The organism is Sphingomonas azotifigens NBRC 15497 (genome assembly GCF_002091475.1).
Classification (GTDB): Bacteria; Pseudomonadota; Alphaproteobacteria; order Sphingomonadales; family Sphingomonadaceae; genus Sphingomonas; species Sphingomonas azotifigens.
Genome location: NZ_BCTR01000007.1, coordinates 42,018 through 63,695, shown reverse-complemented (window position 1 = coordinate 63,695; position 21,678 = coordinate 42,018). Strand labels below are relative to the sequence as shown.

Annotated in this window: 24 protein-coding genes; 10 read left to right on the top strand and 14 right to left on the bottom strand. The window is 69.6% G+C overall.

Translation table 11 applies throughout. The features are described 5' to 3' along the window. Window positions 1-7: 7 nt before the first annotated feature. The 3 genes from SAZ01S_RS03750 to SAZ01S_RS03740 are packed head-to-tail and all read right to left on the bottom strand — an operon-like array spanning window position 8 to window position 2,477. Complete coding sequence (locus SAZ01S_RS03750; RefSeq protein WP_084580205.1) at window positions 8-892, bottom strand: type II secretion system minor pseudopilin; 885 nt, start codon at window positions 890-892, stop codon at window positions 8-10. Next, window positions 889-1,446, bottom strand: coding sequence for a type II secretion system protein GspJ (locus tag SAZ01S_RS03745; protein WP_084580203.1), 558 nt, complete (start codon window positions 1,444-1,446; stop codon window positions 889-891). Before SAZ01S_RS03745 ends, SAZ01S_RS03750 begins: the two co-directional genes overlap by 4 nt. Further along, the gene (locus SAZ01S_RS03740; RefSeq protein ID WP_084580201.1) at window positions 1,443-2,477 is read right to left on the bottom strand and encodes an ABC transporter substrate-binding protein; all 1,035 of its coding nucleotides are present in this window, start codon (window positions 2,475-2,477) and stop codon (window positions 1,443-1,445) included. The genes SAZ01S_RS03745 and SAZ01S_RS03740 overlap by 4 nt, the downstream gene beginning before the upstream one ends. Window positions 2,478-2,560: 83 nt before the next feature. Here SAZ01S_RS03740 and gspN point away from each other — a divergent pair, with 83 nt between their 5' ends. Next, window positions 2,561-3,193 (top strand): type II secretion system protein N, encoded by a 633-nt coding sequence (gene gspN, locus SAZ01S_RS03735; protein ID WP_084580199.1) that lies wholly within the window; start codon window positions 2,561-2,563, stop codon window positions 3,191-3,193. Between the two features lie 16 nt (window positions 3,194-3,209). Here the strand turns inward: gspN and SAZ01S_RS03730 are convergent, their stop codons facing one another. The 5 genes from SAZ01S_RS03730 to gspL form a co-directional block, all read right to left on the bottom strand. Then, window positions 3,210-3,608 (bottom strand): endonuclease domain-containing protein, encoded by a 399-nt coding sequence (locus tag SAZ01S_RS03730; RefSeq protein ID WP_084580197.1) that lies wholly within the window; start codon window positions 3,606-3,608, stop codon window positions 3,210-3,212. Between the two features lie 65 nt (window positions 3,609-3,673). Beyond that, the gene (locus tag SAZ01S_RS03725) at window positions 3,674-4,900 is read right to left on the bottom strand and encodes a type II secretion system F family protein (protein ID WP_084580195.1); all 1,227 of its coding nucleotides are present in this window, start codon (window positions 4,898-4,900) and stop codon (window positions 3,674-3,676) included. A gap of 151 nt (window positions 4,901-5,051) precedes the next feature. Further along, window positions 5,052-6,518: a GspE/PulE family protein gene (locus tag SAZ01S_RS03720; RefSeq protein ID WP_084580193.1), complete on the bottom strand. Its 1,467-nt coding sequence runs from the start codon at window positions 6,516-6,518 to the stop codon at window positions 5,052-5,054. Next, a complete protein-coding gene (locus SAZ01S_RS03715; RefSeq protein WP_084580191.1) occupies window positions 6,515-7,015 on the bottom strand; it encodes a type II secretion system protein M in 501 nt (166 codons plus the stop codon). Before SAZ01S_RS03715 ends, SAZ01S_RS03720 begins: the two co-directional genes overlap by 4 nt. Beyond that, a complete protein-coding gene (gene gspL, locus SAZ01S_RS03710) occupies window positions 7,012-8,127 on the bottom strand; it encodes a type II secretion system protein GspL (RefSeq protein ID WP_084580189.1) in 1,116 nt (371 codons plus the stop codon). Before gspL ends, SAZ01S_RS03715 begins: the two co-directional genes overlap by 4 nt. A 45-nt stretch (window positions 8,128-8,172) precedes the next feature. On the opposite strand from gspL, the gene gspG reads away from it, so the two are divergent. The 5 genes from gspG (at window position 8,173) to gspD (ending at window position 12,479) form a co-directional block, all read left to right on the top strand. Further along, window positions 8,173-8,643, top strand: coding sequence for a type II secretion system major pseudopilin GspG (gene gspG / locus SAZ01S_RS03705; protein ID WP_245824576.1), 471 nt, complete (start codon window positions 8,173-8,175; stop codon window positions 8,641-8,643). Between the two features lie 71 nt (window positions 8,644-8,714). Next, window positions 8,715-9,236 (top strand): prepilin-type N-terminal cleavage/methylation domain-containing protein, encoded by a 522-nt coding sequence (locus SAZ01S_RS03700; protein WP_245824574.1) that lies wholly within the window; start codon window positions 8,715-8,717, stop codon window positions 9,234-9,236. Further along, window positions 9,233-9,583 (top strand): type II secretion system minor pseudopilin GspI, encoded by a 351-nt coding sequence (gspI, locus tag SAZ01S_RS03695; RefSeq protein WP_084580185.1) that lies wholly within the window; start codon window positions 9,233-9,235, stop codon window positions 9,581-9,583. Before SAZ01S_RS03700 ends, gspI begins: the two co-directional genes overlap by 4 nt. After that, the gene (locus SAZ01S_RS03690; protein ID WP_084580184.1) at window positions 9,580-10,377 is read left to right on the top strand and encodes a type II secretion system protein N; all 798 of its coding nucleotides are present in this window, start codon (window positions 9,580-9,582) and stop codon (window positions 10,375-10,377) included. The genes gspI and SAZ01S_RS03690 overlap by 4 nt, the downstream gene beginning before the upstream one ends. A gap of 14 nt (window positions 10,378-10,391) precedes the next feature. Beyond that, a complete protein-coding gene (gene gspD, locus SAZ01S_RS03685) occupies window positions 10,392-12,479 on the top strand; it encodes a type II secretion system secretin GspD (RefSeq protein WP_084580182.1) in 2,088 nt (695 codons plus the stop codon). On the opposite strand, the gene SAZ01S_RS03680 is transcribed toward gspD, so the two are convergent. From SAZ01S_RS03680 to SAZ01S_RS24365, 3 genes are read right to left on the bottom strand one after another with little or no spacing between them, the layout of a single operon-like run. After that, complete coding sequence (locus tag SAZ01S_RS03680; protein WP_245824572.1) at window positions 12,473-12,877, bottom strand: hypothetical protein; 405 nt, start codon at window positions 12,875-12,877, stop codon at window positions 12,473-12,475. The two genes, gspD and SAZ01S_RS03680, sit on opposite strands and share 7 nt — an antisense overlap. Before the next feature lie 23 nt (window positions 12,878-12,900). Further along, complete coding sequence (locus SAZ01S_RS03675; protein ID WP_084580178.1) at window positions 12,901-13,353, bottom strand: hypothetical protein; 453 nt, start codon at window positions 13,351-13,353, stop codon at window positions 12,901-12,903. Next, window positions 13,350-13,703, bottom strand: coding sequence for a hypothetical protein (locus SAZ01S_RS24365; protein ID WP_245824570.1), 354 nt, complete (start codon window positions 13,701-13,703; stop codon window positions 13,350-13,352). The genes SAZ01S_RS03675 and SAZ01S_RS24365 overlap by 4 nt, the downstream gene beginning before the upstream one ends. Before the next feature lie 357 nt (window positions 13,704-14,060). Here SAZ01S_RS24365 and SAZ01S_RS03665 point away from each other — a divergent pair, with 357 nt between their 5' ends. The 4 genes from SAZ01S_RS03665 to SAZ01S_RS03650 all read left to right on the top strand — a co-directional run bounded on the left by SAZ01S_RS03665 (window position 14,061) and on the right by SAZ01S_RS03650 (window position 18,428). Beyond that, on the top strand, window positions 14,061-16,538 hold the full coding sequence (locus SAZ01S_RS03665; protein WP_084580175.1) for a PhoX family protein: 2,478 nt from the start codon (window positions 14,061-14,063) through the stop codon (window positions 16,536-16,538). Between the two features lie 152 nt (window positions 16,539-16,690). Beyond that, window positions 16,691-17,332, top strand: a complete 642-nt coding sequence (locus tag SAZ01S_RS03660; protein ID WP_245824568.1) for a SatD family protein — start codon at window positions 16,691-16,693, stop codon at window positions 17,330-17,332. After that, window positions 17,329-17,754, top strand: a complete 426-nt coding sequence (locus SAZ01S_RS03655; protein WP_084580171.1) for a hypothetical protein — start codon at window positions 17,329-17,331, stop codon at window positions 17,752-17,754. Before SAZ01S_RS03660 ends, SAZ01S_RS03655 begins: the two co-directional genes overlap by 4 nt. Before the next feature lie 44 nt (window positions 17,755-17,798). Next, the gene (locus SAZ01S_RS03650) at window positions 17,799-18,428 is read left to right on the top strand and encodes a DJ-1/PfpI family protein (protein ID WP_084580169.1); all 630 of its coding nucleotides are present in this window, start codon (window positions 17,799-17,801) and stop codon (window positions 18,426-18,428) included. On the opposite strand, the gene SAZ01S_RS03645 is transcribed toward SAZ01S_RS03650, so the two are convergent. From SAZ01S_RS03645 to SAZ01S_RS03635, 3 genes are all read right to left on the bottom strand, one after another. Further along, window positions 18,409-18,771 (bottom strand): hypothetical protein, encoded by a 363-nt coding sequence (locus SAZ01S_RS03645; RefSeq protein ID WP_084580167.1) that lies wholly within the window; start codon window positions 18,769-18,771, stop codon window positions 18,409-18,411. The two genes, SAZ01S_RS03650 and SAZ01S_RS03645, sit on opposite strands and share 20 nt — an antisense overlap. 108 nt (window positions 18,772-18,879) lie before the next feature. After that, window positions 18,880-20,190, bottom strand: coding sequence for an amidohydrolase family protein (locus SAZ01S_RS03640; RefSeq protein ID WP_084580165.1), 1,311 nt, complete (start codon window positions 20,188-20,190; stop codon window positions 18,880-18,882). Continuing rightward, window positions 20,187-21,590 (bottom strand): amidohydrolase, encoded by a 1,404-nt coding sequence (locus SAZ01S_RS03635; protein ID WP_084580163.1) that lies wholly within the window; start codon window positions 21,588-21,590, stop codon window positions 20,187-20,189. The genes SAZ01S_RS03640 and SAZ01S_RS03635 overlap by 4 nt, the downstream gene beginning before the upstream one ends. Window positions 21,591-21,678: the final 88 nt, after the last annotated feature.

Below are 21,678 nucleotides of genomic sequence, written 5' to 3'. Positions count from 1 at the left end.
GACCACGTCAAAGCGTGCCGAATGCCGGCACCCCCGGCGGCACGGCAGCGTTGCGCCAGCGCTCGACCGGCACGGTCTCCAGCTTGCCGTCCCGCGTGCGGCGCCGCTGGATCAGAGTCGCCTCCTGCTGCGTGGTGCCGCCGATGGTGGCGCGCGTACGCACCCAGAAGCTGCTCGACTTGAACGAGCATCCCCAGGGCAGCGTGACATGCTGGTCGTCGAGATCCTTGAGGGTCAGGAAGCCCTGCCGCGCGCGGACCTGCACCAGCCGGCTTGCCACCAGCGGATCCTGGAACAGGATACGCAGCAGTTCGGGCTCGGCGGCATTGAGGTTGATGGCAGTGATGCCCGGCAGCGCGGTCACCACCTTTTCCAGCCGATCGGCGACCTTTGGTTCGAGCCCCGCCAGGCGCAACGGGCGCAGATCTGTCACGGGCCCTTGCAGCCGGACATACTGGATCGCCGCGATCACCTGCTCGGGCGGCATGTCGATATCGTTGGCGATCTGCTGGAGCAGCACCACCGCGCCCGCTTCGCCGTTGCGCACCGAATTGATGTTGAAGCGCCCCTCGGCATCGCCGATCGCGAGGTCGAAGGTGCCGCCCTCGATCGGCGCGGCGGTGGTCGCGAGCTTGGCCCAGGGCTCGCGGGCGTGATCGACGTCGCCGGCGACCTCGCCGTCGCGCCGCAGCGCCACCACCGCCGACAGCTCGCCGCCGCGCACGATCGCCTGCGCCCGCGCCGCCTCGCGCATCCGGAGGCCGCGATCGAGCGCCAATTCCTCGCGATCGATCATCAGCAGTACCAGCCCGCTGGCGATCGCGACGAACATCAGCACGTTGACCAGGATCATGCCCTGCTCCGCCGCGCCGGGCTCGCGCTGGCGTGTCATTGCGGCTGCTGCTCCTGTTGTGCGCGGGTCGGCAGCGTCACGACGCGCCGCAGCGTCACCGGCGCGCCGCCGGGGCCCGCCGCCTGCACGTCGAGCGCGATCGCCCGCGGCCAGCGCGCCTTGGCCTCGGCGCTGTCGTCGACCGGCCAGCGATCGCGCCAGCCGCCGTCCCAGAAGCGCCACCGGGCAGCGAGCACGCCCGGCAGCAGCAATTGCGGCGCAGGTGCCGCGCGAACCAGCACGCCGGCGGCGACGGCATAGCGCACCGGCATCGCCGTCCCGCCGATGCCGGGCGCCGTCCGCGCGAAGGACAGGCGGTCCGCCCGCCCCTCGATCGGGCCGTTCGAAATCTGGTCGAGGTCGCTGGTCAGCACGAACATCGTCCGCTGGAGCGCCGCCAGCCGATCGAGCCGCGCCTCGGTGCGCCCGTTGACGCGCAGGATCCCGTCGACCAGCGCCAGCCCCGCCACCGCGATCAGCGCGAACAGCCCCAGCGAGATCATCAGCTCGATCAGCGTGAAGCCGGTCTCGCCGGCTTCGCGGCGCTCGATCACGACCCCGAACTCACCGCGACGCTGGCATAGCCGTCGCGCGAGGCGACGACGATCGCGAAGTCGCGCGCGACCGACCCGTCGGTGCGGAACCGCACCGGCCCGGTGACGCCGTGAAACCCCTTGGCGTCGACCAGCCCGTTCATGTTGAGCGCATTGGCCTCGCGCAGCTTGTTGGCGACGCCCGCCGCGTCATAGGCGAGCGCGGTGATCGTCCCCGGGTCGCCGCCATTCTTCGCGGCAAAGGCCTGTGCGAACGAGGCGAAGGCGGCCGGATCGGGACAGGCGAGCCAGGCGCCGTCGAGTGCCTCCAGCGATTCCGGCCGGTTGTCGAGCCCCTGCAGCGTGCCGAGCAGTTGCACCCCGCTGCCCTTCAGCGCCCGCGCCGCCGCGAGCACGCCCTCGCCGCTGCCGGGCAGCAGAACGGCGTCCGGTGCGTCGCCCGCCTGCGGCAGCGGCTGGCCGGGCTTCACCTGCAGCACGCGCAGGCTCAGGCCGATCTCGCTCTCCATCCGCCCCGCCGCGAGGCTGGACGCCGCGCACCAGGGCGAGCCGTCGTCGATCATCACCACCGATCGCACGCCCCGCGTCCGCGCATAGCGCAGTACCGCGCTCGTCACCTGCGCAGCGGTGATCCCGAAGATCCAAACGCCCGGCTGGCGCAGCACCGTATCGTTGCTGAACGAAATCACCGGCACGCGATTGGCGACCGTGCTGCCGACCGCCGGCACTTCGGTGGCGGTGAGCGGGCCCAGGATCAGCGCGGGGTGGCGGCGCAGTGCCTCGCCGGCGGCGCGCGCCGCGCCCTCGGCGGTGCCGCCGGTATCGAACGCCAGTACATATTCGGCGTTTTCCGCGAGCAAGGCCGCTTGCTGCATGCTACGGCCCAGGTCCGCTCGCGGTCCGTTGAGCGGGAGCAACAGGGCGATGGGGCGCTTGTCCTTCTTCTCGCCCGCCCATGCGTTGGAGGAAAGCGATGCCGCGGATAGGACGAGGCCCGAGGGCAGCAGCCGCAGCAGGGACCGACGGTCCATTGCAAACTCCGGATTCAACGAATGAGGCACGGCGGCGTCTTATCGTCTTCGCCGGGCTGGGCATAGGGGCCTATGCACTGGCGATGCTGGCCACCGCACCGGCGAGCCTGCTCGTCCGCAACGTGCCCTGGCGCAGCGGCGTGGCGGGGACGATCTGGAACGGCGAAGTCGGCGTCGCCGGGGGCAGCAAGCTCGAATGGCAGCTGGCGCCGCTGCGTTCGCTGACCAGCCTGGGGCTGGCGGCGGACTGGAAGGCGACCGGTCCGGATACCGATCTGGGCGGCCGCGCGCTGGTGCACCTCGGCGGGCGGACGGTGCTCGACCATGTCAGCGGCGCGGCGGATGCCAGTTTGCTCCAGGCGATCCAGCCCGACCTGCCCTTCACCTGCCAGCTGGTGATGCAGGTGGAGATGGCGCGGATCGCGGTGCGCGGGGGCAGCCAGATGATGGACGGCAAGGTGACGACCGATCCCGGTAGTTGCCGCCCCAAGGCGGGCGGCGGCCCGACGGCGGTACCGGCGCTGCTGCTGACGGCAGAGCATGTCGGCCCGCGCACGACGATCCGGCTGACCCCGGCGACGCAGCGGCGGCAGGTGTTGCTGGACGCGGTATTGGGCGAGGACGGGACGCTGGACCTCGGCATGAGCAAGGACGGCGCGGCGGCACTGCCGTTCGTCGGCCTGCCCGGCGGCGCGAGAATTCAGGGGAAGATGTGAGCTAAAAGCCCTCTTCTTAAAAGCCCTCTCCCGCCTGCGGGAGAGGGTTGGGTGAGGGTGAGTCGTGCACGTCGGGCAGTGACGCCAGTTGCAGCCGGATCGCCTCCAGCACGCCCTCGAGATTCTGGAGCACATCGACGTTCGAGAACCGCATCACCCGATACCCCTGCCCTTCCAGCCACGCCGTCCGGCTACGATCCGCCTCCTCACCATGCTGGCTGCCGTCGAGCTCGATCACCAGCCCCTTCGCCGCGCAGAGGAAGTCGACCACATACGGGCCCAGCGTCGCCTGGAAGCGGATCTTGTGCCCGTCCACCTGCCGGTTCCGCACCCGCGCCCATAGCGCGCGTTCCGCATCGGTGGCTTCACGGCGGAGTGTCCTCGCATGCGGGTTCGTCGGACGAATTGCAGGCATCTCGCGTCGCTTCCCCCTAGCACCCTCACCCAACCCTCTCCCGCAGGCGGGAGAGGGCCTTTGGCTTACACCCCCACCAGGTTGTTCAGGTTGATGATCGGTAGCAGGATCGCGAGCACCATCAGCAGGACCAGACCGCCCATCACCAGCAGCACCAGGGGCTCGACCAGCGCGACCAGTGTCGAGACCAGCGCATCCAGTTCGCGCTCCAGTTCGCCCGAGGCGCGACCCAGCGCGGGGGCGAGCTTGCCCGAGCTCTCGCCCGAGGCGACGATCGCGACCAGCATCGAGGGGAAAACATCCGCCTCCTGCATCGCTGCGCGCAAGCTGATCCCTTCTCGCACCCGCATCGCCACGCCCAACGCCTTCTCGCGGACGAAATGGTTGGGCGTCACTGCGGCGGCTGCATGCAGCGCCTCGACGAGCGGCACGGCGCTCCCCACCAGCGTGGCGAGGCTGCCCGCGAAGCGTGCGGCGTTCATCTGGCGGCTGAACCGTCGGAACGGGCGACGCTCGGCGAAGAAGCGGTGGACGCGCAACCGGTTGGCCGGCACCCGCAACCAGCGCCCGAACCCGGCGATGCCGAGCCCGATCGCGATCAGCAGATATAGCCCAAAGCCCTGCAAGAAGGCACTGATCGCGATGAGCGCGCGGGTGAGCAACGGCAGGTCAGCACCGCGCGAGACGAACACCTTGACGATGTCCGGCACGACATAGACCATCAGCAACACCATCATGCCGAACGACACGAGCGCGAGCAGCGCCGGATAGAGCAGCGCGAGCTGCAGCTTCTGGCCGTTGGCCTGCCGATTTTCGACGAACTCGGCGAGGTGGTTGAGCACGTCGGTCAGCCGGCCCGAGGCTTCGCCCGCCGCCACCGAGGCACGGTAGAATTCGGGGAACGCCTTGGGGTGCTGCGCCAGCGCGGCGGCGAAGCTGCGCCCGTCGAGGATCGCGCCGCGCACGTCGAGCAGCAGCGAACTCACCGCCGGCTGCTCGGACTGGCTGGCGACAAGGCGTAGCGCCTCCTCGATCGCGATATCCGAGCCGACCAGTGTGGAAATCTGCCGAGTGACGGTGGCGAGCGCGCGGGCGCTCACTCCGCTGCGGCCGAAACGCGGGAGGGTGATCGATCCGATCGAGCGGCCGCGCTCGGCCGCGGGTTCGACCGAGAGCGGCAGCAGCGCCTGCTCGCGGAGCAGCGCGCGGGCGGCGGCCGGGCTGGAGGCCTCGATCACGCCGCGCCTGGCGGCACCGGTGCGGTCGGCCGCGCGATAGGCGAAGGCGGGCATCAGATCCTCCCCTGCAGTGCGTCGCAGTTTGCGCTCCCCTCCCGCTTGCGGGAGGGGTTGGGGGAGGGATCGACGTGGAAGAAGCGCTGTGGGGTTTCAGCCCCTCCCCTAACCCCTCCCGCAAGCGGAAGGGGAACGCGGGTGGAAGCACTCACGCCTCGTCCCTCACGACGCGGGCGACTTCTTCCACCGTGGTTACCCCGGCCTGAAGCTTGGCCACGCCGTCGTCGAGCAGGCTGGGATTGTCCGCCCGCGCATGCCGTTCGATCTCCGCCTCGCTGGCGCCGTCATGGATCAGCTTCTGGAACGTGTCGTCGACCGCGACGACCTCGTACAGCCCTGCCCGGCCGCGATAGCCTTCGTCATGGCACTGGTCGCAGCCGACCGCGCGCCACACCGGCGCCCCCACCGGCAACACGCCACCGAGCAGCAGCGAATCCGCTTCGCTCGCCACGTCCTCGCGCCGGCAGCTCGGGCACAGCCGCCGCACCAGCCGCTGCGCGCAGAGCCCGACAACCATCGGCGCGAGCAGATAGCGCTCGACGCCCATGTCGATCAGCCGGGTGACCGATCCCACCGCGCTGTTGGTGTGCAGCGTCGACAGCACGAAATGCCCGGTCATCGCGGAGCGCACCGCCACCTGCGCGGTTTCCTGGTCGCGGATCTCGCCGACCATGATCACGTCGGGGTCCTGGCGCAGGATCGCACGCAGGCCGCGGGCGAAGGTCATGTCGGTGCGCGGGTTGACCTGGGTCTGCGCGACGCCCGGCAACTCGTACTCGATCGGGTCCTCGACCGTCATCACGTTGCGCTTGCGGTCGTTGAGGCGAGTGAGCGCGGTGTAGAGCGTGGTTGTCTTGCCCGAGCCGGTCGGGCCGGTGACGAGCAGGATGCCGTGCGGCCGTTCGAGCAGCCGCCCGAACACCGCCTGGTCGCGGTCACTCATGCCGAGGCCCGACAGATCCAGCTTGAGCGAGCCCTTCTCGAGCAGGCGCAGCACGACCCGCTCGCCATGCTGGGTCGGGATGGTCGAGACGCGCGCGTCGACATCATGCCCGCCGATGCGCAGCGTCACGCGGCCGTCCTGCGGCACGCGCCGCTCGGCGATGTCGAGCTTCGCCATCACCTTGATGCGGCTCACCAGCAGCGGCGCCAGCGCACGCGGCGGCTCGATCATGTCGCGCAGCACGCCGTCGATGCGGAAGCGGACGACGAGCCGCTTCTCCTGCGTCTCGACATGCACGTCGGACGCGCCTTCCTTCACCGCTTCCAGCAGCAGCGCGTTGATCAGGCGGATCACCGGCGCGTCGTCGCGCGTATCGAGCAGGTCGTCGACGCTGGCCGCGCTGTCGGCCAGCGCCGCCAGGTCCATGTCGCCCAGGTCGATATCGGCGGCGGCGCCCCCTGCCCCGCCATAGGCCTCGCCCAGCGCGGTATCGAAGGCCGCGCCTTCCAGCCGCACGAAGCGCGCGCCGGGGGCCAACCGCTGGACTTCGAGAAGCCCGTCGAGCGGCGCATCGGCGCGGTGGACGCACTCGATCCCCTGCGGGGTCTCGCGCAGCAGCACGCCGTGGCGGCGGGCGAAGCTGTAGGGCAAGGTCGGCACGTCGAGGATCATTGGCCGAGTTCCACGGTGGCCGAGACATGGCCCGGAGACCCAAGTCGCTGCAAGGTGACGCGGCGGACCCGCAAGTCACTGGTCGTCGTCACATCGGCCAGCCACTGGACCAGCGAATCATAGCTCGCATCCGCCACGCTTGCCCGAACTCCGTCGGGGATCGGCGTGGTGGTCAGCGCCACGCCGAAGCCGCCGGCCGACTGAGTCGCGATCACCTCGGGCGCGCCGGTGCGCCGCTGCGGCCGAACCGCACTGAGCGTACCCGCCGCGCGGATGCGCGCATTGAGCGTCTCGTAGGTACGGATATCGGCCAGCGCCGCCGCCCGGGCGCCCTGGATCGGCTTCACCACGCCGTAGACGAGCGCCACCGCGCCGAGCAGCACCGCCATCGCCGCGAGCATCCCCCGCTCACGCGCGCTGCGCGCGTGCCACCAAGTGCCGGCGCGCGAGAGGCCGGCGTCGAGCGTCGGCAGCTGGGTGCGGAGAAAATCGCTCATGCCGCGCTCGCCGTAATGCGGATCGAGCCGTCTGGCGAGGCCGTTGCCTGCCCCTGGATGCGGCCGGTGCGCAGCGCCTCGGCGATCCGCGCGGCAAGATCGGGTGCGCCGGGATCACAGTCGAGCGTGAGCACGCTCCCCTCGTAGCGCACCGCCCGCACCGCGATGCTGCCGGCGAGCGGGGTCAGCGCCGTCGACACCCGCGCCAGCAGCGGCACGAAGCGATCGGGCGCGCGGGCGGCCCCGGTCGGCAGCAAATCGGTGACCTTCGCCTTGAGGTCGCCGCTCAGATCGGTGCCCGGTGCGGCGGTCGAGACCAGCGCCCGCGTTTCTGCGGCACGTCGATCGGCGATCACCCGCAGCATCAGCGCATCCCCGCCTGCGATCAGGATATGCGCGGCCGCGCCGATGCCGAGAATCCAGCCAAGGCGCCGCCAGCCATTAGCCACCCGCGCCTGCCGCGCGGCGAACGCGCCCTGACGAAGATCGAGCGCCGCCGTCGCGATCTCGGCACGCGCCTCGGCATCGCGCAGATCGGGTGTCGTCGCCTGCACCTGCAGGTCACCGCCCAGCGGCTCGCCGAGATGATGGATTCGCGGCCGCCCCGCTGCCTCCCACGCGGCGCCGAGCAGGGCGGCCGGCATGGCGAAGCCGGTGCCGTCGGCGGCGAGCACCAGCGCACGGCCTTGCCGCACCTCGACCGTCCAGCCTTCCGCCGGGCGCGGCAGCAGCAGGACGTCGGGCACCATCGGCGCGGCAGCAAGCCCCTGTTCCTCGGCGAGTGCCGCCCATTCGGCCATGGTCTCGGCCCGGACCACGCCCACCAGATAGCGGTTCGGCGCGTCGGCAGGGTCGGTGCGGCCGCCGAGCGCGAGATGGAGCAGTTCGACCGGCTCCGCCACCTGGTCCTCGATCGCGAACGGCAGCGCGGCCAGCCGGCGGGCGCGATTCGGCAACGGCAGGTCGACGGCAAGCAGCCGCACGCGCTCGGTCGGCACGAGGATGGTTGCGGGTCCCTCGGCGGAGACTATGATCAGCCGGTCGCCCGCCAGCGTCCACACACCCCCGGCGTGCGGCGGCGGCAGGTCCGGCGTTCGGACGCCGCGTGTCATAGAAGCTTCATGGGGTGGACGCATGAGGCAGGGATGCGCATAAGTTTGAAACCATTTTGTGACATCGCATCGCAGCGCGCCCCGCGCAAGGTCCGCCAGATCGGCGAGCATGAAGCCGGGCTGACGCTGATCGAGATGCTCATCGTCCTCGTGATCATCGCCGTGGTCGCGGGCCTCATCACCGCCAATGTGATCAACCGCCCCGACGAGGCGCGGGTGACCACCACCAAGGGCAACATCTCCAGCATCGAAGGCGCGCTGAAGATGTACCGCCTCGACAATGGCGATTACCCCACTACCGAGCAGGGCCTGAAGGCGCTGGTGGAAAAGCCCACCGTCCCGCCGGTTCCGGCAAACTGGGCGCAGGGCGGCTATCTTTCCGCGCCGCCGCTCGACGCCTGGGGCAAGCCGTACGAGTACAAGTCTTCGGGCGGTGGCTTCACCATTCGCTCGTTCGGCAAGGACGGCAAGCCCGGCGGCGAAGGCGTCGACGCCGATCTCGAAGGCAAGGGCTGATGCCAGCCGGGGGAGGAATCACCCGCCTCTCCTGTATTTCGTCATCCCGGCGGAAGCCGGGATCCATTGCCATGGCCGTGGTCGCTCCTGCCCCGCCGGCGAGGCGAATGGATCCCGGCTTCCGCCGGGATGACAGCCATGATGGCCAGACCGGCATGACGCTGATCGAGATGCTGGTCGTCCTCGCGATCATCGGCGTCGCGGCCGGTGCAGTGACGCTGGGCATTGGCGCGGCCACCCGCAAGCCGAGCGTGGAGAGCGAAGCGCGCCGCCTCGCGTCGCGACTGCAGGCCGCCGCCGACGACGCGATGCTGGGCGACAAGCTGATCGCCTTCACCGCCGAGCCGCACGGCTATGGCTTCGCCACGATCGGCGCCAACGGCAAGCTGGCCCCGCGGACCGACGATGCCTTCGCGCCGCACACGCTGCCGGCCGGCATCACCCTGACGCTCGACGTCCGCCCGCCGCTCGTGCTGGGCGTCGATGGCTCGGGCAAGCCGATCGCGGCGACGGTGGACAATGGCAGCCGGCGCTGGCTGGTGCGCTATGACGGGATGACCGCCACCGCGCTTCCCGCGCCGGCCACGCCATGACCGACGAGCGCGGCTTCTCGCTGATCGAGGCGCTGGTGGCGCTGGCGGTGCTGGCCATCGCCACGGTGGGGCTGATGCGCACGGTGCAGACACACATCGATTCGACACGAGGCGTCGAGCGCCGCGCCGCCGCGATGTGGGTCGCCGAGAACCGTCTGGCCGAACTGGAAGCGGGCATCGCCGGCGAACCGCAGGTGGACATGCTCGGCGAACGCTGGCGCGTCGCGGTCGACCGGCGCAGCACCGACGACCCCGAGATCGTGCGCGTGCGCATCAACGTGTTCCCCGCTTCCGAGAAGACGCCGCTTGCATCGCTCGACGGCTTCGTGGACGGACGCAAGGGATGACCCGCTTCGCCCTCACCCCGCGCCAGACGCGCACCGCGCTCGACCTGCTGACCGGCGCGATGGTCGTCTCGGTCGCCGTCGCGCTTGCCGGGCTCACCTGGCGGATCGCGGGGCATGCCGGTACCGGCGCGATCACCGTACCCTCGGGCCACAGCGGTCCGGCGGCCGCCCCGGACATGGCGTCGGTCATCGCGCTCGCCCCCTTCGGCAAGCCGCTGGTGGCCGATGCCCCGCAGCCGACGACGCTGCCGCTGGAGCTGAAGGGCATCGTCGCGGCGATCCCCGCCGAGCTTTCGACCGCGTTCATCGCGGTGAGCGGCGCGCCCGCGACGGCCTTCCGCGTCGGCCAGCAGGTCAACGGCGCCACCATCGCCGCGATCCAGCGCGACCGCGTGCTGTTCGACAATGGCGGTCGGCGCGAATTCCTCGCTTTTCCCGATCCCAGCCTCTCGCCCGAGCAGCGCCAGGCGGCCGCCGCAGCCCCCCCTCCCGGCGGACAGGCGCCGTCACCGGGCGCGACGCCGAGCGTGCAGCCGCCGGCCCAGTTGCCGGGCAACAGCGCCGCCGTGCTGCAGAAGCTGGGTGCGACGCAGACGCCCGACGGCTTTCGCATCGGCAGCAACGGCCCGCCGGGGATGCAGGCCGGCGATGTGATCACCTCGGTCAACGGCACGCCCATGACCGATACCCAGGCCGCCAATGCCGCCTTCGCCGCCGCGCAGGCGAGCGGATCGGCCCAGGTTCAGATATTGCGGGACGGTCGGCGGATCGCGCTCACCGTGCCGCTGCGCTAGAAGAGAGAGCACCCTTGAAGATTCGCCCCGCCCTCGCCTGCCTCGCGCTCGCGCCGACGCTGCTGAACCCGGTGCTGGTCGCCGCGCAGACTGCGGCCGCGCCGCAGGACGCCGCCGACGTGGTGATCAACATGCGCGGCGTGGAAATCGCCGACGTCGCCGATCAGATCTCGCGGATCACCGGGCGCACGCTGATCCTCGATCCGGCGGTGAAGGGCGTGGTCACCGTCACCTCGTCGAGCCCGCTCACGCCCAGCGGCGTGTGGGACCTGTTCCAGTCGGTCCTGCGCGCCAACGGCTATGCGGCGGTCCGCTCGGGCCGTGCCTGGCGGATCGTCCCCGCCGCCAATGCGGTGCGCGACGGCGGCCTGCCGGCGCGCGGCGCCGCCGGGCAGGAACTGATGACGCGGATGGTCCGCCTCTCCAACGTGCCCTCTGCCGACGCCGCGCGCATCGCCCGGCCGCTGGTGGCGAGCTTCGGCAGCGTCGAGCCGCTCACCGCCCCCAACGCCGTCGTCATCACCGACTATGCCGACAATGTCCGCCGGATCGAATCGATCATCCGCCAGCTCGATGGCGGCGGCGGCGCGACCTTCGCGGCGATCGCGCTCAAGAACGGCAGCGCGCCGGCCGTGGCGCAGGCGGTGCAGAACGTGCTGGGCGGCGACGCCGGTGCGGGCACCCGGGTCGCGGCGGACGAACGCAGCAACACCGTCATCCTGCGCGGCACGCCCGCCTCGGTCGCCGAGGGCCGCCGCATCGTCGCCTCGCTCGACCTGCCGGGCGGCTCCACCCCGATCACCCGCATGTTCCGGCTGAACTACGCCGATGCCGAGACGGTGACCGACGTGCTGCGCGGCGTGCTCGGCCTTGGCGAAAGCACCGACAATCCGGTGGCGAACAGCCTCTCGACCGGCAACGCCAACCCCTTCTCCCGGCTTGCGGCGCAAGGCGCGCTGTCGAACGGCACCACCGGCATGTCGAGCGGCACGCCGGGTTCGTCGCTGCCCAGCGGCACCGGCGTGCAGGCCGCGACCGGCACCACCACGCCGATGATGCAGTCGACCACGCCGCAGACGCCCAAGGGCTTCTCGACGCCCGACCTCACCGTGCAGCCGGCGCCCGAGCTCAACGCCATCGTCGTGCGCGGCGCGCCGAGCGCGATCGCCTCGATCGAGCCGCTGGTCCGCGACCTCGACGTGCGCCGCCCGCAGGTGCTGATCGAGGCGGCGATCGCCGAGATCACCGGCGACGATGCCGAACAGCTGGCCGTGCAGATCGGCACCAGCGGCGCGGTCCTCAACCGCGTCACCGGCGCCGGAACCTCGTTCGACGCGGGCGGCGCCTCGCTTGGCGCGGTGCTCACCGCGCTGGGCGTGCCGGCGGGATCGCTTCTCGGCACCGGGGCCAGTGGCTTCACCGGCAATTTCAAGATCGGCGACGATTTCTCGGTGCTGCTCCAGGCGCTGGGCACCTCCACCCGCGCCAACCTGCTCTCCACCCCGCAGATCACCGTGCTCGACAATGTCGCCGGCGAGTTCATCGCCGGCCAGAACGTGCCGTTCGTCACCGGCTCGATCCTCACCAATTCCAGCGCGGCGACGCCCTACAACACGATCGAGCGCAAGGACGTGGGCATCACCCTGCGCGTACTGCCGCGGATCAACGCCGGCGACACGATCCGCCTGCAGGTGAACCAGGAAGCCTCGTCGATCGCCAGCACCACCGTGTCGCGCGCGACCGACCTGATCACCAACAAGCGCGCGATCAACACCACGGTGCTCGCCGACAACGGCTCAACCATCGTGCTCGGCGGCCTGACCAGCGACGATTACCAGGATGTGCGCCAGCAGGTGCCGGTGCTCGGCAACATTCCGCTGATCGGCGAGCTGTTCAAGGGCCGCAAGGAACAGCATTCCAAGCGCACGCTGTTCATCTTCCTCAAGCCCACCATCCTGCGCGACGGCGCCGATGCCAGCGCGGCGGCGAAGGATCGCTATGCCCGGCTGCGTGCCGACGAGGCGCAGAACGCCAAGCGCAACAGCCTGCTGCTCGCCCCGCCGCCAGCACGGCTGAAGGTGGAGATCGACGGGATCTACTGAGCCGGCGGCTCGGATTCGGCAGCGGGCAGCGGCACCCGCGCCCGCTGGCCGCCGCGGCTGAACAGCGCAGCATCGATCGACAGCGATTCGAGCTTCCACCCGTCGACGCTGTCGCCGATCGCCAGGCTGCGGCTCTGCCCCCCAGCGGCGCGGACCAGTGCCACCGCATCGCTGCCGAGCCGCCCGACAATGCCGGTGAGCTGGGGTGCGTCGGCAGGAAGGGCCGCTTCTTCGGCGACGGCAGCGGCGAAGAGCGGCCGATCGAAGACATGGGTGAGCGGCGCCGGATCACCGGCTGCGAGTGGCGGCAACGAACGCGCTTGGCCCGCATGCATGGTGGCGGCAGGTCGGAGCAGCCACAGCGGCATCCCCACCGCCGTCATGACAGCGAGTCCCATTACCACCCATTGGGCCCGCCGGATCATCGCATGGCCCCCACCAGTTCGCCGCTGAGCCGTACGCCCCCCCCTTCGGCAGGCACCATCCGCCAGCTGCGGAAGCGTAGCAGCGGCCGCTCGCGCTCGATGGTGTCGGCAAGCGCGACCACCGCCTTTTCAGGTCCGGAAAGGCGAAGGCGAACGGCGACCAGCGGTTCGGGCACCTTGGCGGGCTGGAGGTCCTCGACGAGCACGCCGCCACCGCGCGCGAGACGCTCGATCCGCGCCTGGATAGCGCTGACCTGCGGTCCGGCAAAGGCCTTACCCGGCGTGAGCATTGCTGCTGCGCTGGCAGGAGCGGCCAGCACCGCAGCCTCGCGCTCACGCGCCGCGCGTGCTGCACCCAGACGTCCGAGCGCCGCCCCGGTCCAGGGGGCGAGCAGCAGCGCCAGGACGAGCCCGGCAAGCCCGCCCCACAGGATCGGACGGCGGCTCATGCGCCGCCCTGCCGCAACAGCACCAGCGTGCGCCCCTCGCCTTCCTGCTGGCGCACGTCGCGCAATCCGGCGAGCGGCGGCGAGCGACGCAGCGCCGCCCGCAGCGCATCGGGATCGCTGGTCGTCACCTCGATCTCGAGCGCGCCATCGGCGAGCCGCTCGGCGCGGGTGACGCTGCTATCCGCGGGCAGTGCTGCCGCCAGCTGATCGAGCAACTGCGCGGGCCCCGGCCGGGCAAGCGCCGCGGAAAGGATGCGCCGCGCGTCGCTGCGCGCGTGCTGCGCGGCCAGCAGCGGTGCCGTGCGGGCGTGCAGTTGCGCGGCCTCGTCCTCCGCTCGTTTTGCCAGCATCGTGGCTCCCACCAAGGTACTCACAGGGCCCGCTGCGATCCCCAGCGCCAGGAGTACCGCCGGCCAAGTGGAAGCGGGCACATCCCCGCGATCCGCGCCCCCCCGTACTACCAACTTGCGAAGCTGCCCGCCGACTCGTCCTGCCAGGCTCGGCGCGGCCGGCGGCAGCGGATCGCGATCGGGAGCGGCTGGCGTCATGCCGCTCCGCTTAGCCCGACGCGAGCGGTTGGCAAGTGTCACATACTCGACACCAATGCGACACCAAAGCGTAACCCTTACTGCATCAGCAATTCATGTGTTGCTCGCAAGGGAGAAGGACGCCGGGCCTTAGCCGTCTGGCTGCAAGAGGGGAACCCGATGACCGACCTGATCGAAACGCCGTTCGGCTATACCGATGGCGACGTGGATACCAACCACAGCACCGCCGTCACGCTCAACGAACTCGCCGACCAGCGCTATTCGCGCCGTTCGCTGCTGCGCGGCTCGAGCGCGATCGTCGCCGCCACGATGGGCGGATCGCTGCTGGCAGCGTGCGACAACAAGGTCGAGGCCGGCAACGGCGACACCGCGCCGGTGGTCAACGCAGGCGCGGCAGGCTTCACCAATTCCGGCCGCACCGTCACGCTGGTCGCCAGCGCCAGCGACGACAAGGGCGTCAACGCGGTCGCCTGGACGCAGACCGGCGGCCCGACCGTGACGCTCACCGGGGCGGCGACGCGCACCGCGACGTTCCTGGCGCCGGTCGTGACCGCCGACACGGTGTTCACCTTCCAGTTCGCCGCGACCGACACCGCGGGCAAGACCTCGTCGGCGACGACCACCGTCACCGTCAGCCCGCCGGCGCTGGGCTTCACCGCCGTCGCCAAGAACAAGCTCGACATCGTCACCGTGCCGACCGGCTATACCGTCAGCGTGATCAACCGCACCGGCGATCCGATCGCGGCGAACGTGGCCGCCTACAAGAATGACGGCACCGACACGAACTTTGCCCAGCGGATCGGCGACCATGGCGACGCGCTCTACTGGTACGGCCTCAACGCGGCCGGCACCGCCCGCGACGCGACCAGCTCGACGCGTGGCCTGCTCGTGCAGAACCACGAGAACATCAACCAGCAATATCTGCACGTGAACGGCGCCACCACCACCGGCGGCGTGCGCCCCGAAGGCGAGGCGCAGAAGGAAATCGACTGCCACGGCGTGTCGGTCACCGAAGCCGGCGAAGGTGCCAACCGCGCCTGGAGCGTGAAGCAGGATTCCACCTACAACCGCCGCATCACCCCGGCGACGCCGATGGCGTTCAACGGCCCGGCCAAGGGCTCGGACCTGCTCAAGACCGTCTATTCACCGACCGGCGTGGCGGGCCGCGGCACGATCAACAACTGCGCCAACGGCACCACGCCCTGGGGCACAGCGATCACCTGCGAAGAGAACTGGGCCGGCTATTTCCGCCGCAGCGGCGACAATGCCAACCGCTCGGCCAGGGAACTGACCGCGCTCAGCCGCTACGGCGTCACCAGCAGCACCGGCAATTATGGCTGGTCGACGGTCACCCCGTCCGACGCCACCAACACGCTGTTCCGCCGCTGGGACGCGCGGGCCGGCACCGGCACGGCGACCGACGACTTCCGCAACGAGCCGAACCAGTTCGGCTGGATCCTCGAAATCGATCCCTATGCGCCGACCTCGACGCCGCGCAAGCGCACCGCGCTCGGCCGTCTCGGCCATGAAGGCTGCTGGCCCGGCGCGTTCGTCGTCGGCAAGAAGCCGGCCTGGTACATGGGCGACGATTCGCGCCGCGAATATATCTACAAGTTCGTCTCGGCGACGGCCTGGGTCGCGGCCGATGCCAACGCCACCGATCGCCTGGCGATGGGCGACAAGTATCTCGACGCCGGCACGCTCTACGTCGCCAAGTTCAACGCCGACGGCACCGGCAGCTGGCTGCCGCTCGTCTATGGCCAGAACGGCCTCGACGGCACCAACACCGCCTATCCGTTCACGGACCAGGCGGACGTGCTGGTCAACGCCCGCCTCGCCGCCGACAAGCTCGGCGCGACGCCGATGGACCGTCCGGAATGGACTGCGGTCAATCCGGTGACCGGCGAGATCTACGTCACGCTCACCAACAACAACGCCGCCGGCCGTCCGCTCACCGGCACCGACGCGGCCAATCCGCGCCACTATAACGACCCCTACGGCACCGCGCAGACCGCGCAGTACGGCAATCCCAACGGCCACATCATCCGCATGAAGGAAGCCGATACCGAGGCGACCAGCTTCACCTGGGACATCTATGCCTTCGGTGCCGGCGCGGACCTCGACAAGACCAACATCAACCTCTCGTCGCTGGACGACAGCAACGACTTCTCCAGCCCCGACGGCATGGCCTTTGCCCGCACCACCCATGCCGGCGGCCAGGTGAAACCGCTGATGTGGCTGCAGACCGACGACGGCGCCTATACCGACGTTACCAACTGCATGATGCTTGCTGCCCAGCCGGGCACGGTGGGCGATGGCGGCGCGCGGACGATCACCAACACCGGATCGAACGGGGCCACCGCCACCCAGGCGACCCGCATCGGCGCAACGCCGGGCGCGAACCTGCGCCGCTTCCTCGTCGGCCCGATCGAGTGCGAGATCACCGGCGTGGACTCGACGCCGGACGGGCGCACGCTGTTCGTCGGCATCCAGCATCCCGGCGAGAACGGCACGCCCGCCGCGCCGACCAGCCACTGGCCCGACAGCCAGGCAGGCGGCACCGTGGCGGCAACGCTGCGCCCGCGCTCGGCGGTGGTGGTGATCACCAAGAACGACGGCGGCGTCGTGGGGCTCTGAGCTGCACGCCCTAACCACGCGAGGGGGAGGTAGCCATGCTGCCTCCCTCTTTTGTACCGCTAATGGTTCACACGACATGATTGACCCATTTTTGGGTCACGGGTACAGTCCACCCCGTAATGGGTACGGACACGACCACCTACGTTGCTCTGATGGGAGACCTGGTCGAGAGCGAGGGTAGCGCCGATGTCGCCGCTCTGCACGCCCGATTCAACCAGGTTCTCGAGCAGCAGAACCGCGCTGCGGGGACAAGGATTGTCTCGCCGCTCACGATTACGCTGGGCGACGAGTTTCAGGGCATCACCCGGTCCCTCGCCGCGGCTTTCGAGATAGCGCGCCATGTTCGGTTTGATCTGATGGAAGCTTCGGTCGAGTGCCGCTTTGCAATCGGCGTGGTAACCCTCAAGACCCCGCTCAATCCGAATCGTGCCTGGAACATGATGGGGCCCGGCCTCGCCACCACGCGGGAACGCCTCAATGAAAAGCGCAGCGATCGGCTCTATCGCTTCATTCTACCCGATGCGCCGATCATCGAGAACCTGCTCGAAGCCAGTGCCGCCAGCCTGACGGCAATCGAGCGCGGATGGACCGAAACCCAGCGGCGCGACATCGAGGCACTGCTCGGTGGCCAGTCCACTGCCGAGGTGGCCCGGCATCGCCACGTTTCCCCTCGCAGCGTCTACAAGGTACGGAGTTCCGGCAATTTCGAGCTGTATGATCTGCACTTGCACACGATTCGAACGACGTTGCAAGCGCTGGATCGCCAGTTCGGACTGGAGGAAGCTGCGACATGATCCATGCGCTGGTCTATTCGTCGATCGCGCTCTGCCTGCTGACGATTGCCGGCAACTGGCTGACTCGCCAGATCTTCGCCCTTACCGGTTTGAAGGACGTAACGGCGGCCGAACCGGATCCTGGCCATAGCGCCGGGCGCTGGATCGGCACCGTCGAGCGCCTGCTCATCGCCACGGCGATGCTGCTGCAACGCTGGGAAATCCTCGCCGGGGTTATCGCGCTGAAGACCGTCGCACGCTTCAAGAAGCTGGATGAACAACCGTTCGCGGAATATTTCCTGATCGGCTCGCTGGTAAGCCTGTTCTGGGCCCTCGTCGTGACCAGCGCCTGGCTGTTCTACGACCATCGCTTCGGAAGCGACATCCGCGATATGGTTGCCGCGTCGATACACCTCGAAGATCAGGCAACGGCCAAACACTGATCGTCACGAAAACGCGGTCTTCGGGCCGCGAAAAGGGAACAGCCATGCAGATTGCGGTACTGACGTTCGATGGTTTCAACGAACTCGATTCGTTCATCGCCGCCGCGATCCTCAACCGGCTGCGGGCGCAGGGCTGGGCGGCGTACATCACCTCGCCGACCGAGGAAGTGACCTCGCTGAACGGCGTCACCGTCCGGCGACAGCGCCCCCTCGCCTTCGCCAACGAGGCCGATGCGGTGCTGATCGGCAGCGGATCGAAGACCCGCGAGATCGCCGCCGATCCCGACCTGCTGGGGCAGTTGCATCTCGATCCCGCACGCCAGCTGATCGGCGCACAATGTTCGGGGACGCTGCTGCTCGCCAGACTCGGCCTGATCGGCGCGCTGCCCGCCTGCACCGATCTGACCACCAAGCCCTGGGTGATCGAGGCGGGTGTCGAGGTGCTGGACGCACCGTTCGTCGCGCATGGCAATGTCGCCACCGCCGGTGGCTGCCTCGCGTCGCACTATCTGGCGACGTGGATGATCGCGCGGGGTGCCGGCATCGCCGCTGCGCGCGACGCGATCCACTATGTCGCGCCGGTCGGCGAGAAGGAGGAGACCGTCGCCCGCGCGCTGCGGGTCGTGTCGCCCTTCCTCCTCGCCGAGGCCGACGTCACTGATCGGTGCGGCTGACGATCTTGGCGGTGCCGTCGGGCGTGATGATGATCATGTGTGCGGCACCACCCTTGCAGTTGGCGCGCCACAGCGGGTTGCCGTCCTGATCGGGCAGCCGCACCGAGCTGTCGACATGGTCGCATTTCAGGCCCGCATCCATGATCGCGCGGATGAAGACGACGTTGCGCTGCGCGTCGTTCATCGCGATCACCTGCGCCGCGACATTGTTGCCGTCGGCCGCATTGTCGACCACCGCATTGGCCTCGGCGGCGTTCGCCGCCGCGTTGCCGGTCGCCTCGCCACCCTGCTGGCACCCCGCCAGCGCCAGTGCGACAGCCGAAACAAGAACCCGCTTCATCATGGTTTCACACTCCAAATGGCCCGACGCGGTTCTCGTCCGCGCCGGGCTCGTTCCACCTTGCCGCCAAAGCTTCCGCGATCGTGAAGGTTCCGTATTGAACGCCCGTGATCAGCGTTGATAGGCCTTGGGCAATGCCCCTTCCTCGGGCTTCCAGTAGCGGTCGCGCAGGCGGGTCTGGCGGCTGGTCAGCGGCTGCTCGACACCGTCGATGAACAGCTTCACCGGCATGCTGCCGATCTCCAGCGGATCGCCGTCCCACACCACCACGTCGCCTACACGGCCGGTGCGCAGCGACCCGAAGGCATCGCCCATCCCCAGCGCCTCGGCCGGCTTGGCGCTGATCGCCGCGAAGGCCGCGTTCCAGTCGAGACCGGTCGCGCCCGGCACACGGGTCAGCGCCACCAGGTTGCCGGCATATTGCTTCTCCAGCCGGGCCTGGCGCGCCTCGTCGTCGTTGATGGTACCGATGCCGACCAGCACGCCCGCCGTCCGCAGCCGGCCGATGTTGGACTGGGTGGCGGCAAGCTGCTCGAAGCTTGCCGGCAGGTCGTTGAGCGGCGAGGCGATCACCGGCACGCCCGCGGCGGCGATGTCCTTCGCCACCGTCCAGCCCTCGGTCGCGCCGACCAGCACCAGCTTCAGCCCCGGCGTCTCGCGCTTGAGCTGGAGCAGCACCAGGATGTCCGATGCGCGCTCGACATGGACGAGCAGCGGCACCTTGCCCTGCACGACGGCTGCAAGGGCTTCGGCATCGGCGCGGGTGAGCAGCGCATCCTTGCCGCGCCCGGCGAAGCTTGCCGGATTGCGGGCATAGTCGCGCGCTTCGGCAAACGCGTTCCGCAGCATGGCGATCGCCGCCGGCCGGCTGCCGCCGGCCGCACGCCCGCCGCTCTCGCCATATTCCATGAACTGGAAGGCGCGCGGCCGGGCCACCGCGTGCAGGTCGCTGCGGGTATCGATCACCGCGCCCTGGCCGGCGAAGATCGAGCCCTTGCTGTTGTCCGGGGCGACGACGGCGCGCGTGACACCGTCCGCCCGGTTGATCGCGACCGGCGTCGAACGGGGATTGACCGCCGGGGTCACGTCGAGCGCGGCGTTGAACGGCGAGCTTCCCGCCGCCGCATCGTTGGTGACGGCCACGCCGTCGACCTCGACGATGCCCAGGCGGGTGAAGCCGGCGAAGATCCCCGGCGTGACATAGCGCCCGCCGGCATCGACCGTCTGCACGCCCGCCGGCACCGCGACGCCGCGTCCGGCCGCGACGACCTTGCCGCCGCGCACCACCACCGTGCCGCCCTCCACGGGGGCCGAACCATCGCCGATCACCAGCTTGGCGTTGGTGATCGCCACGTCCTGCGCCATCGCAGGCGCCGCGAGCGCCACGCAGGCCGCCGCGGCGAGAAACAGGGTCTTCCTCACTTCACATCCCCCTCGCCCGGCTGGCCGAGCTCGAAATCGGAAACCGGGCGGCGCTTGGGATCCTTGGCGTCATACAGCAGCGCGCCATCGACCCACACCATTTCGGGCCGGGTGTAGACGCTGAACGGATTGCCGTTCCACAGCACCACATCGGCCATCTTGCCGGGCTTCAGGCTGCCGGTCTTGTCGGCGATGCCGAGCGCCAGCGCCGGATTGATCGAAAGCCACTTCCACGCCGTCGCCTCGGAGACGTCGAAGCCGCCGCGGATCGCCGAAGCGCGCGCCTTGGCCACTTCCTGGTTCAGCCGCTGGATGCCGTTGGCGTCGTCCGAATGGATCATCGCGCAGGCGCCTTCCTTCTCCAGGATGGCGAGGTTTTCGGGCACCGCGTCGTAGGATTCCATCTTGAAACCGTACCAGTCGGCCCAGACGGCGGCGCAGGTGTTGTTGGCCTTCAGGAGATCCGCGATCTTATAGGCCTCCACCGCATGGTGAAATGCCGAGACATGATAGCCGAACTCCTTGGCCATATCCATGACATTGGCCATCTCGTCGGCGCGATAGCAGTGATTCTGCACGCGAATCTCGCCGTCGAGCACGCCGCGCAGCGTGTCCATGGCGATGTCCCGCGACGGTGGCTCGCCGCCATCCCGCTCATATTTCTCCCAGCGGCGCTTGTACTCGGCCGCGCGCGCCCAGGTCTGGCGGTCGACGGCGATATTGCCCATCCGGGTGGAAGGCTCGCGACCGCGGCTGCCATAGACGCGCTTCGGGTTCTCGCCGCACGCCATCTTCAGGCCATAGGGCGCACCGGGGAACTTCATGCCCTGCATGGTGCGGGCATAGACGTTCTTCAGCAACACCGACCGGCCGCCGAACAGGTTCGCCGATCCGGGCAGGATCTGGAGCGTGGTGACGCCGCCATTGACCAGCGCGCGGCCAAACCCGGGGTCCTGCGGCCAGACGCTGTGCTCGGCCCAGACATCGGCGGTGACCGGCGAGGTCGCCTCGTTGCCGTCGGACAGCGCATCCACGCCGGGCGAGGGATAGTCGCCGAGATGGCTGTGGATGTCGATCACGCCGGGGGTCACATATTTGCCCTGCCCGTCGATCACCGTCACGCCGGCATCGGCCGCGAGATTCTGGCCCAGCGCGACGATCTTGCCGTCGCGGAACAGCACCGCACCCCTGTCGATCCGGCCGCCCTCGCCGTCGAGGATGGTGACGTTGGTGACCAGCGTCGGCACGCCCGGATAGGGGCGATAGGTGGAGGGATAGGGATCATGGCTATAGCCCTTGCCCAGTCCCGGCCCCTTTTGCGCGGGCGGCGTGCTCGATGCGGTGGCGGGCTTCCCCCCCGTCCCTCCGCACGCGGTGAGGGCGACGCATGCGGCCGCCATGGCAAAGCTTCGGATCAAGCGTGACTCCCTGCTGTTCTGCTGTTGGTCCCCGGGAAGCAGTGATCGCCGCCGCTGTGCGCTTTGGCAA

Excerpts from the sequence above, each read along its gene's own strand:
- SAZ01S_RS03750 (WP_084580205.1), bottom strand. The coding sequence starts at position 892 with ATGACACGCCAGCGCGAGCCCGGCGCGGCGGAGCAGGGCATGATCCTG.
- SAZ01S_RS03740 (WP_084580201.1), bottom strand. The coding sequence starts at position 2,477 with ATGGACCGTCGGTCCCTGCTGCGGCTGCTGCCCTCGGGCCTCGTCCTA.
- gspN (WP_084580199.1), top strand. The coding sequence starts at position 2,561 with ATGCTGGCCACCGCACCGGCGAGCCTGCTCGTCCGCAACGTGCCCTGG.
- SAZ01S_RS03730 (WP_084580197.1), bottom strand. The coding sequence starts at position 3,608 with ATGCCTGCAATTCGTCCGACGAACCCGCATGCGAGGACACTCCGCCGT.
- SAZ01S_RS03725 (WP_084580195.1), bottom strand. The coding sequence starts at position 4,900 with ATGCCCGCCTTCGCCTATCGCGCGGCCGACCGCACCGGTGCCGCCAGG.
- SAZ01S_RS03720 (WP_084580193.1), bottom strand. The coding sequence starts at position 6,518 with ATGATCCTCGACGTGCCGACCTTGCCCTACAGCTTCGCCCGCCGCCAC.
- SAZ01S_RS03715 (WP_084580191.1), bottom strand. The coding sequence starts at position 7,015 with ATGAGCGATTTTCTCCGCACCCAGCTGCCGACGCTCGACGCCGGCCTC.
- gspL (WP_084580189.1), bottom strand. The coding sequence starts at position 8,127 with ATGACACGCGGCGTCCGAACGCCGGACCTGCCGCCGCCGCACGCCGGG.
- SAZ01S_RS03700 (WP_245824574.1), top strand. The coding sequence starts at position 8,715 with ATGGCCGTGGTCGCTCCTGCCCCGCCGGCGAGGCGAATGGATCCCGGC.
- gspI (WP_084580185.1), top strand. The coding sequence starts at position 9,233 with ATGACCGACGAGCGCGGCTTCTCGCTGATCGAGGCGCTGGTGGCGCTG.
- SAZ01S_RS03690 (WP_084580184.1), top strand. The coding sequence starts at position 9,580 with ATGACCCGCTTCGCCCTCACCCCGCGCCAGACGCGCACCGCGCTCGAC.
- SAZ01S_RS03680 (WP_245824572.1), bottom strand. The coding sequence starts at position 12,877 with ATGGGACTCGCTGTCATGACGGCGGTGGGGATGCCGCTGTGGCTGCTC.
- SAZ01S_RS03675 (WP_084580178.1), bottom strand. The coding sequence starts at position 13,353 with ATGAGCCGCCGTCCGATCCTGTGGGGCGGGCTTGCCGGGCTCGTCCTG.
- SAZ01S_RS24365 (WP_245824570.1), bottom strand. The coding sequence starts at position 13,703 with ATGCTGGCAAAACGAGCGGAGGACGAGGCCGCGCAACTGCACGCCCGC.
- SAZ01S_RS03665 (WP_084580175.1), top strand. The coding sequence starts at position 14,061 with ATGACCGACCTGATCGAAACGCCGTTCGGCTATACCGATGGCGACGTG.
- SAZ01S_RS03660 (WP_245824568.1), top strand. The coding sequence starts at position 16,691 with ATGGGAGACCTGGTCGAGAGCGAGGGTAGCGCCGATGTCGCCGCTCTG.
- SAZ01S_RS03655 (WP_084580171.1), top strand. The coding sequence starts at position 17,329 with ATGATCCATGCGCTGGTCTATTCGTCGATCGCGCTCTGCCTGCTGACG.
- SAZ01S_RS03650 (WP_084580169.1), top strand. The coding sequence starts at position 17,799 with ATGCAGATTGCGGTACTGACGTTCGATGGTTTCAACGAACTCGATTCG.
- SAZ01S_RS03645 (WP_084580167.1), bottom strand. The coding sequence starts at position 18,771 with ATGATGAAGCGGGTTCTTGTTTCGGCTGTCGCACTGGCGCTGGCGGGG.
- SAZ01S_RS03635 (WP_084580163.1), bottom strand. The coding sequence starts at position 21,590 with ATGGCGGCCGCATGCGTCGCCCTCACCGCGTGCGGAGGGACGGGGGGG.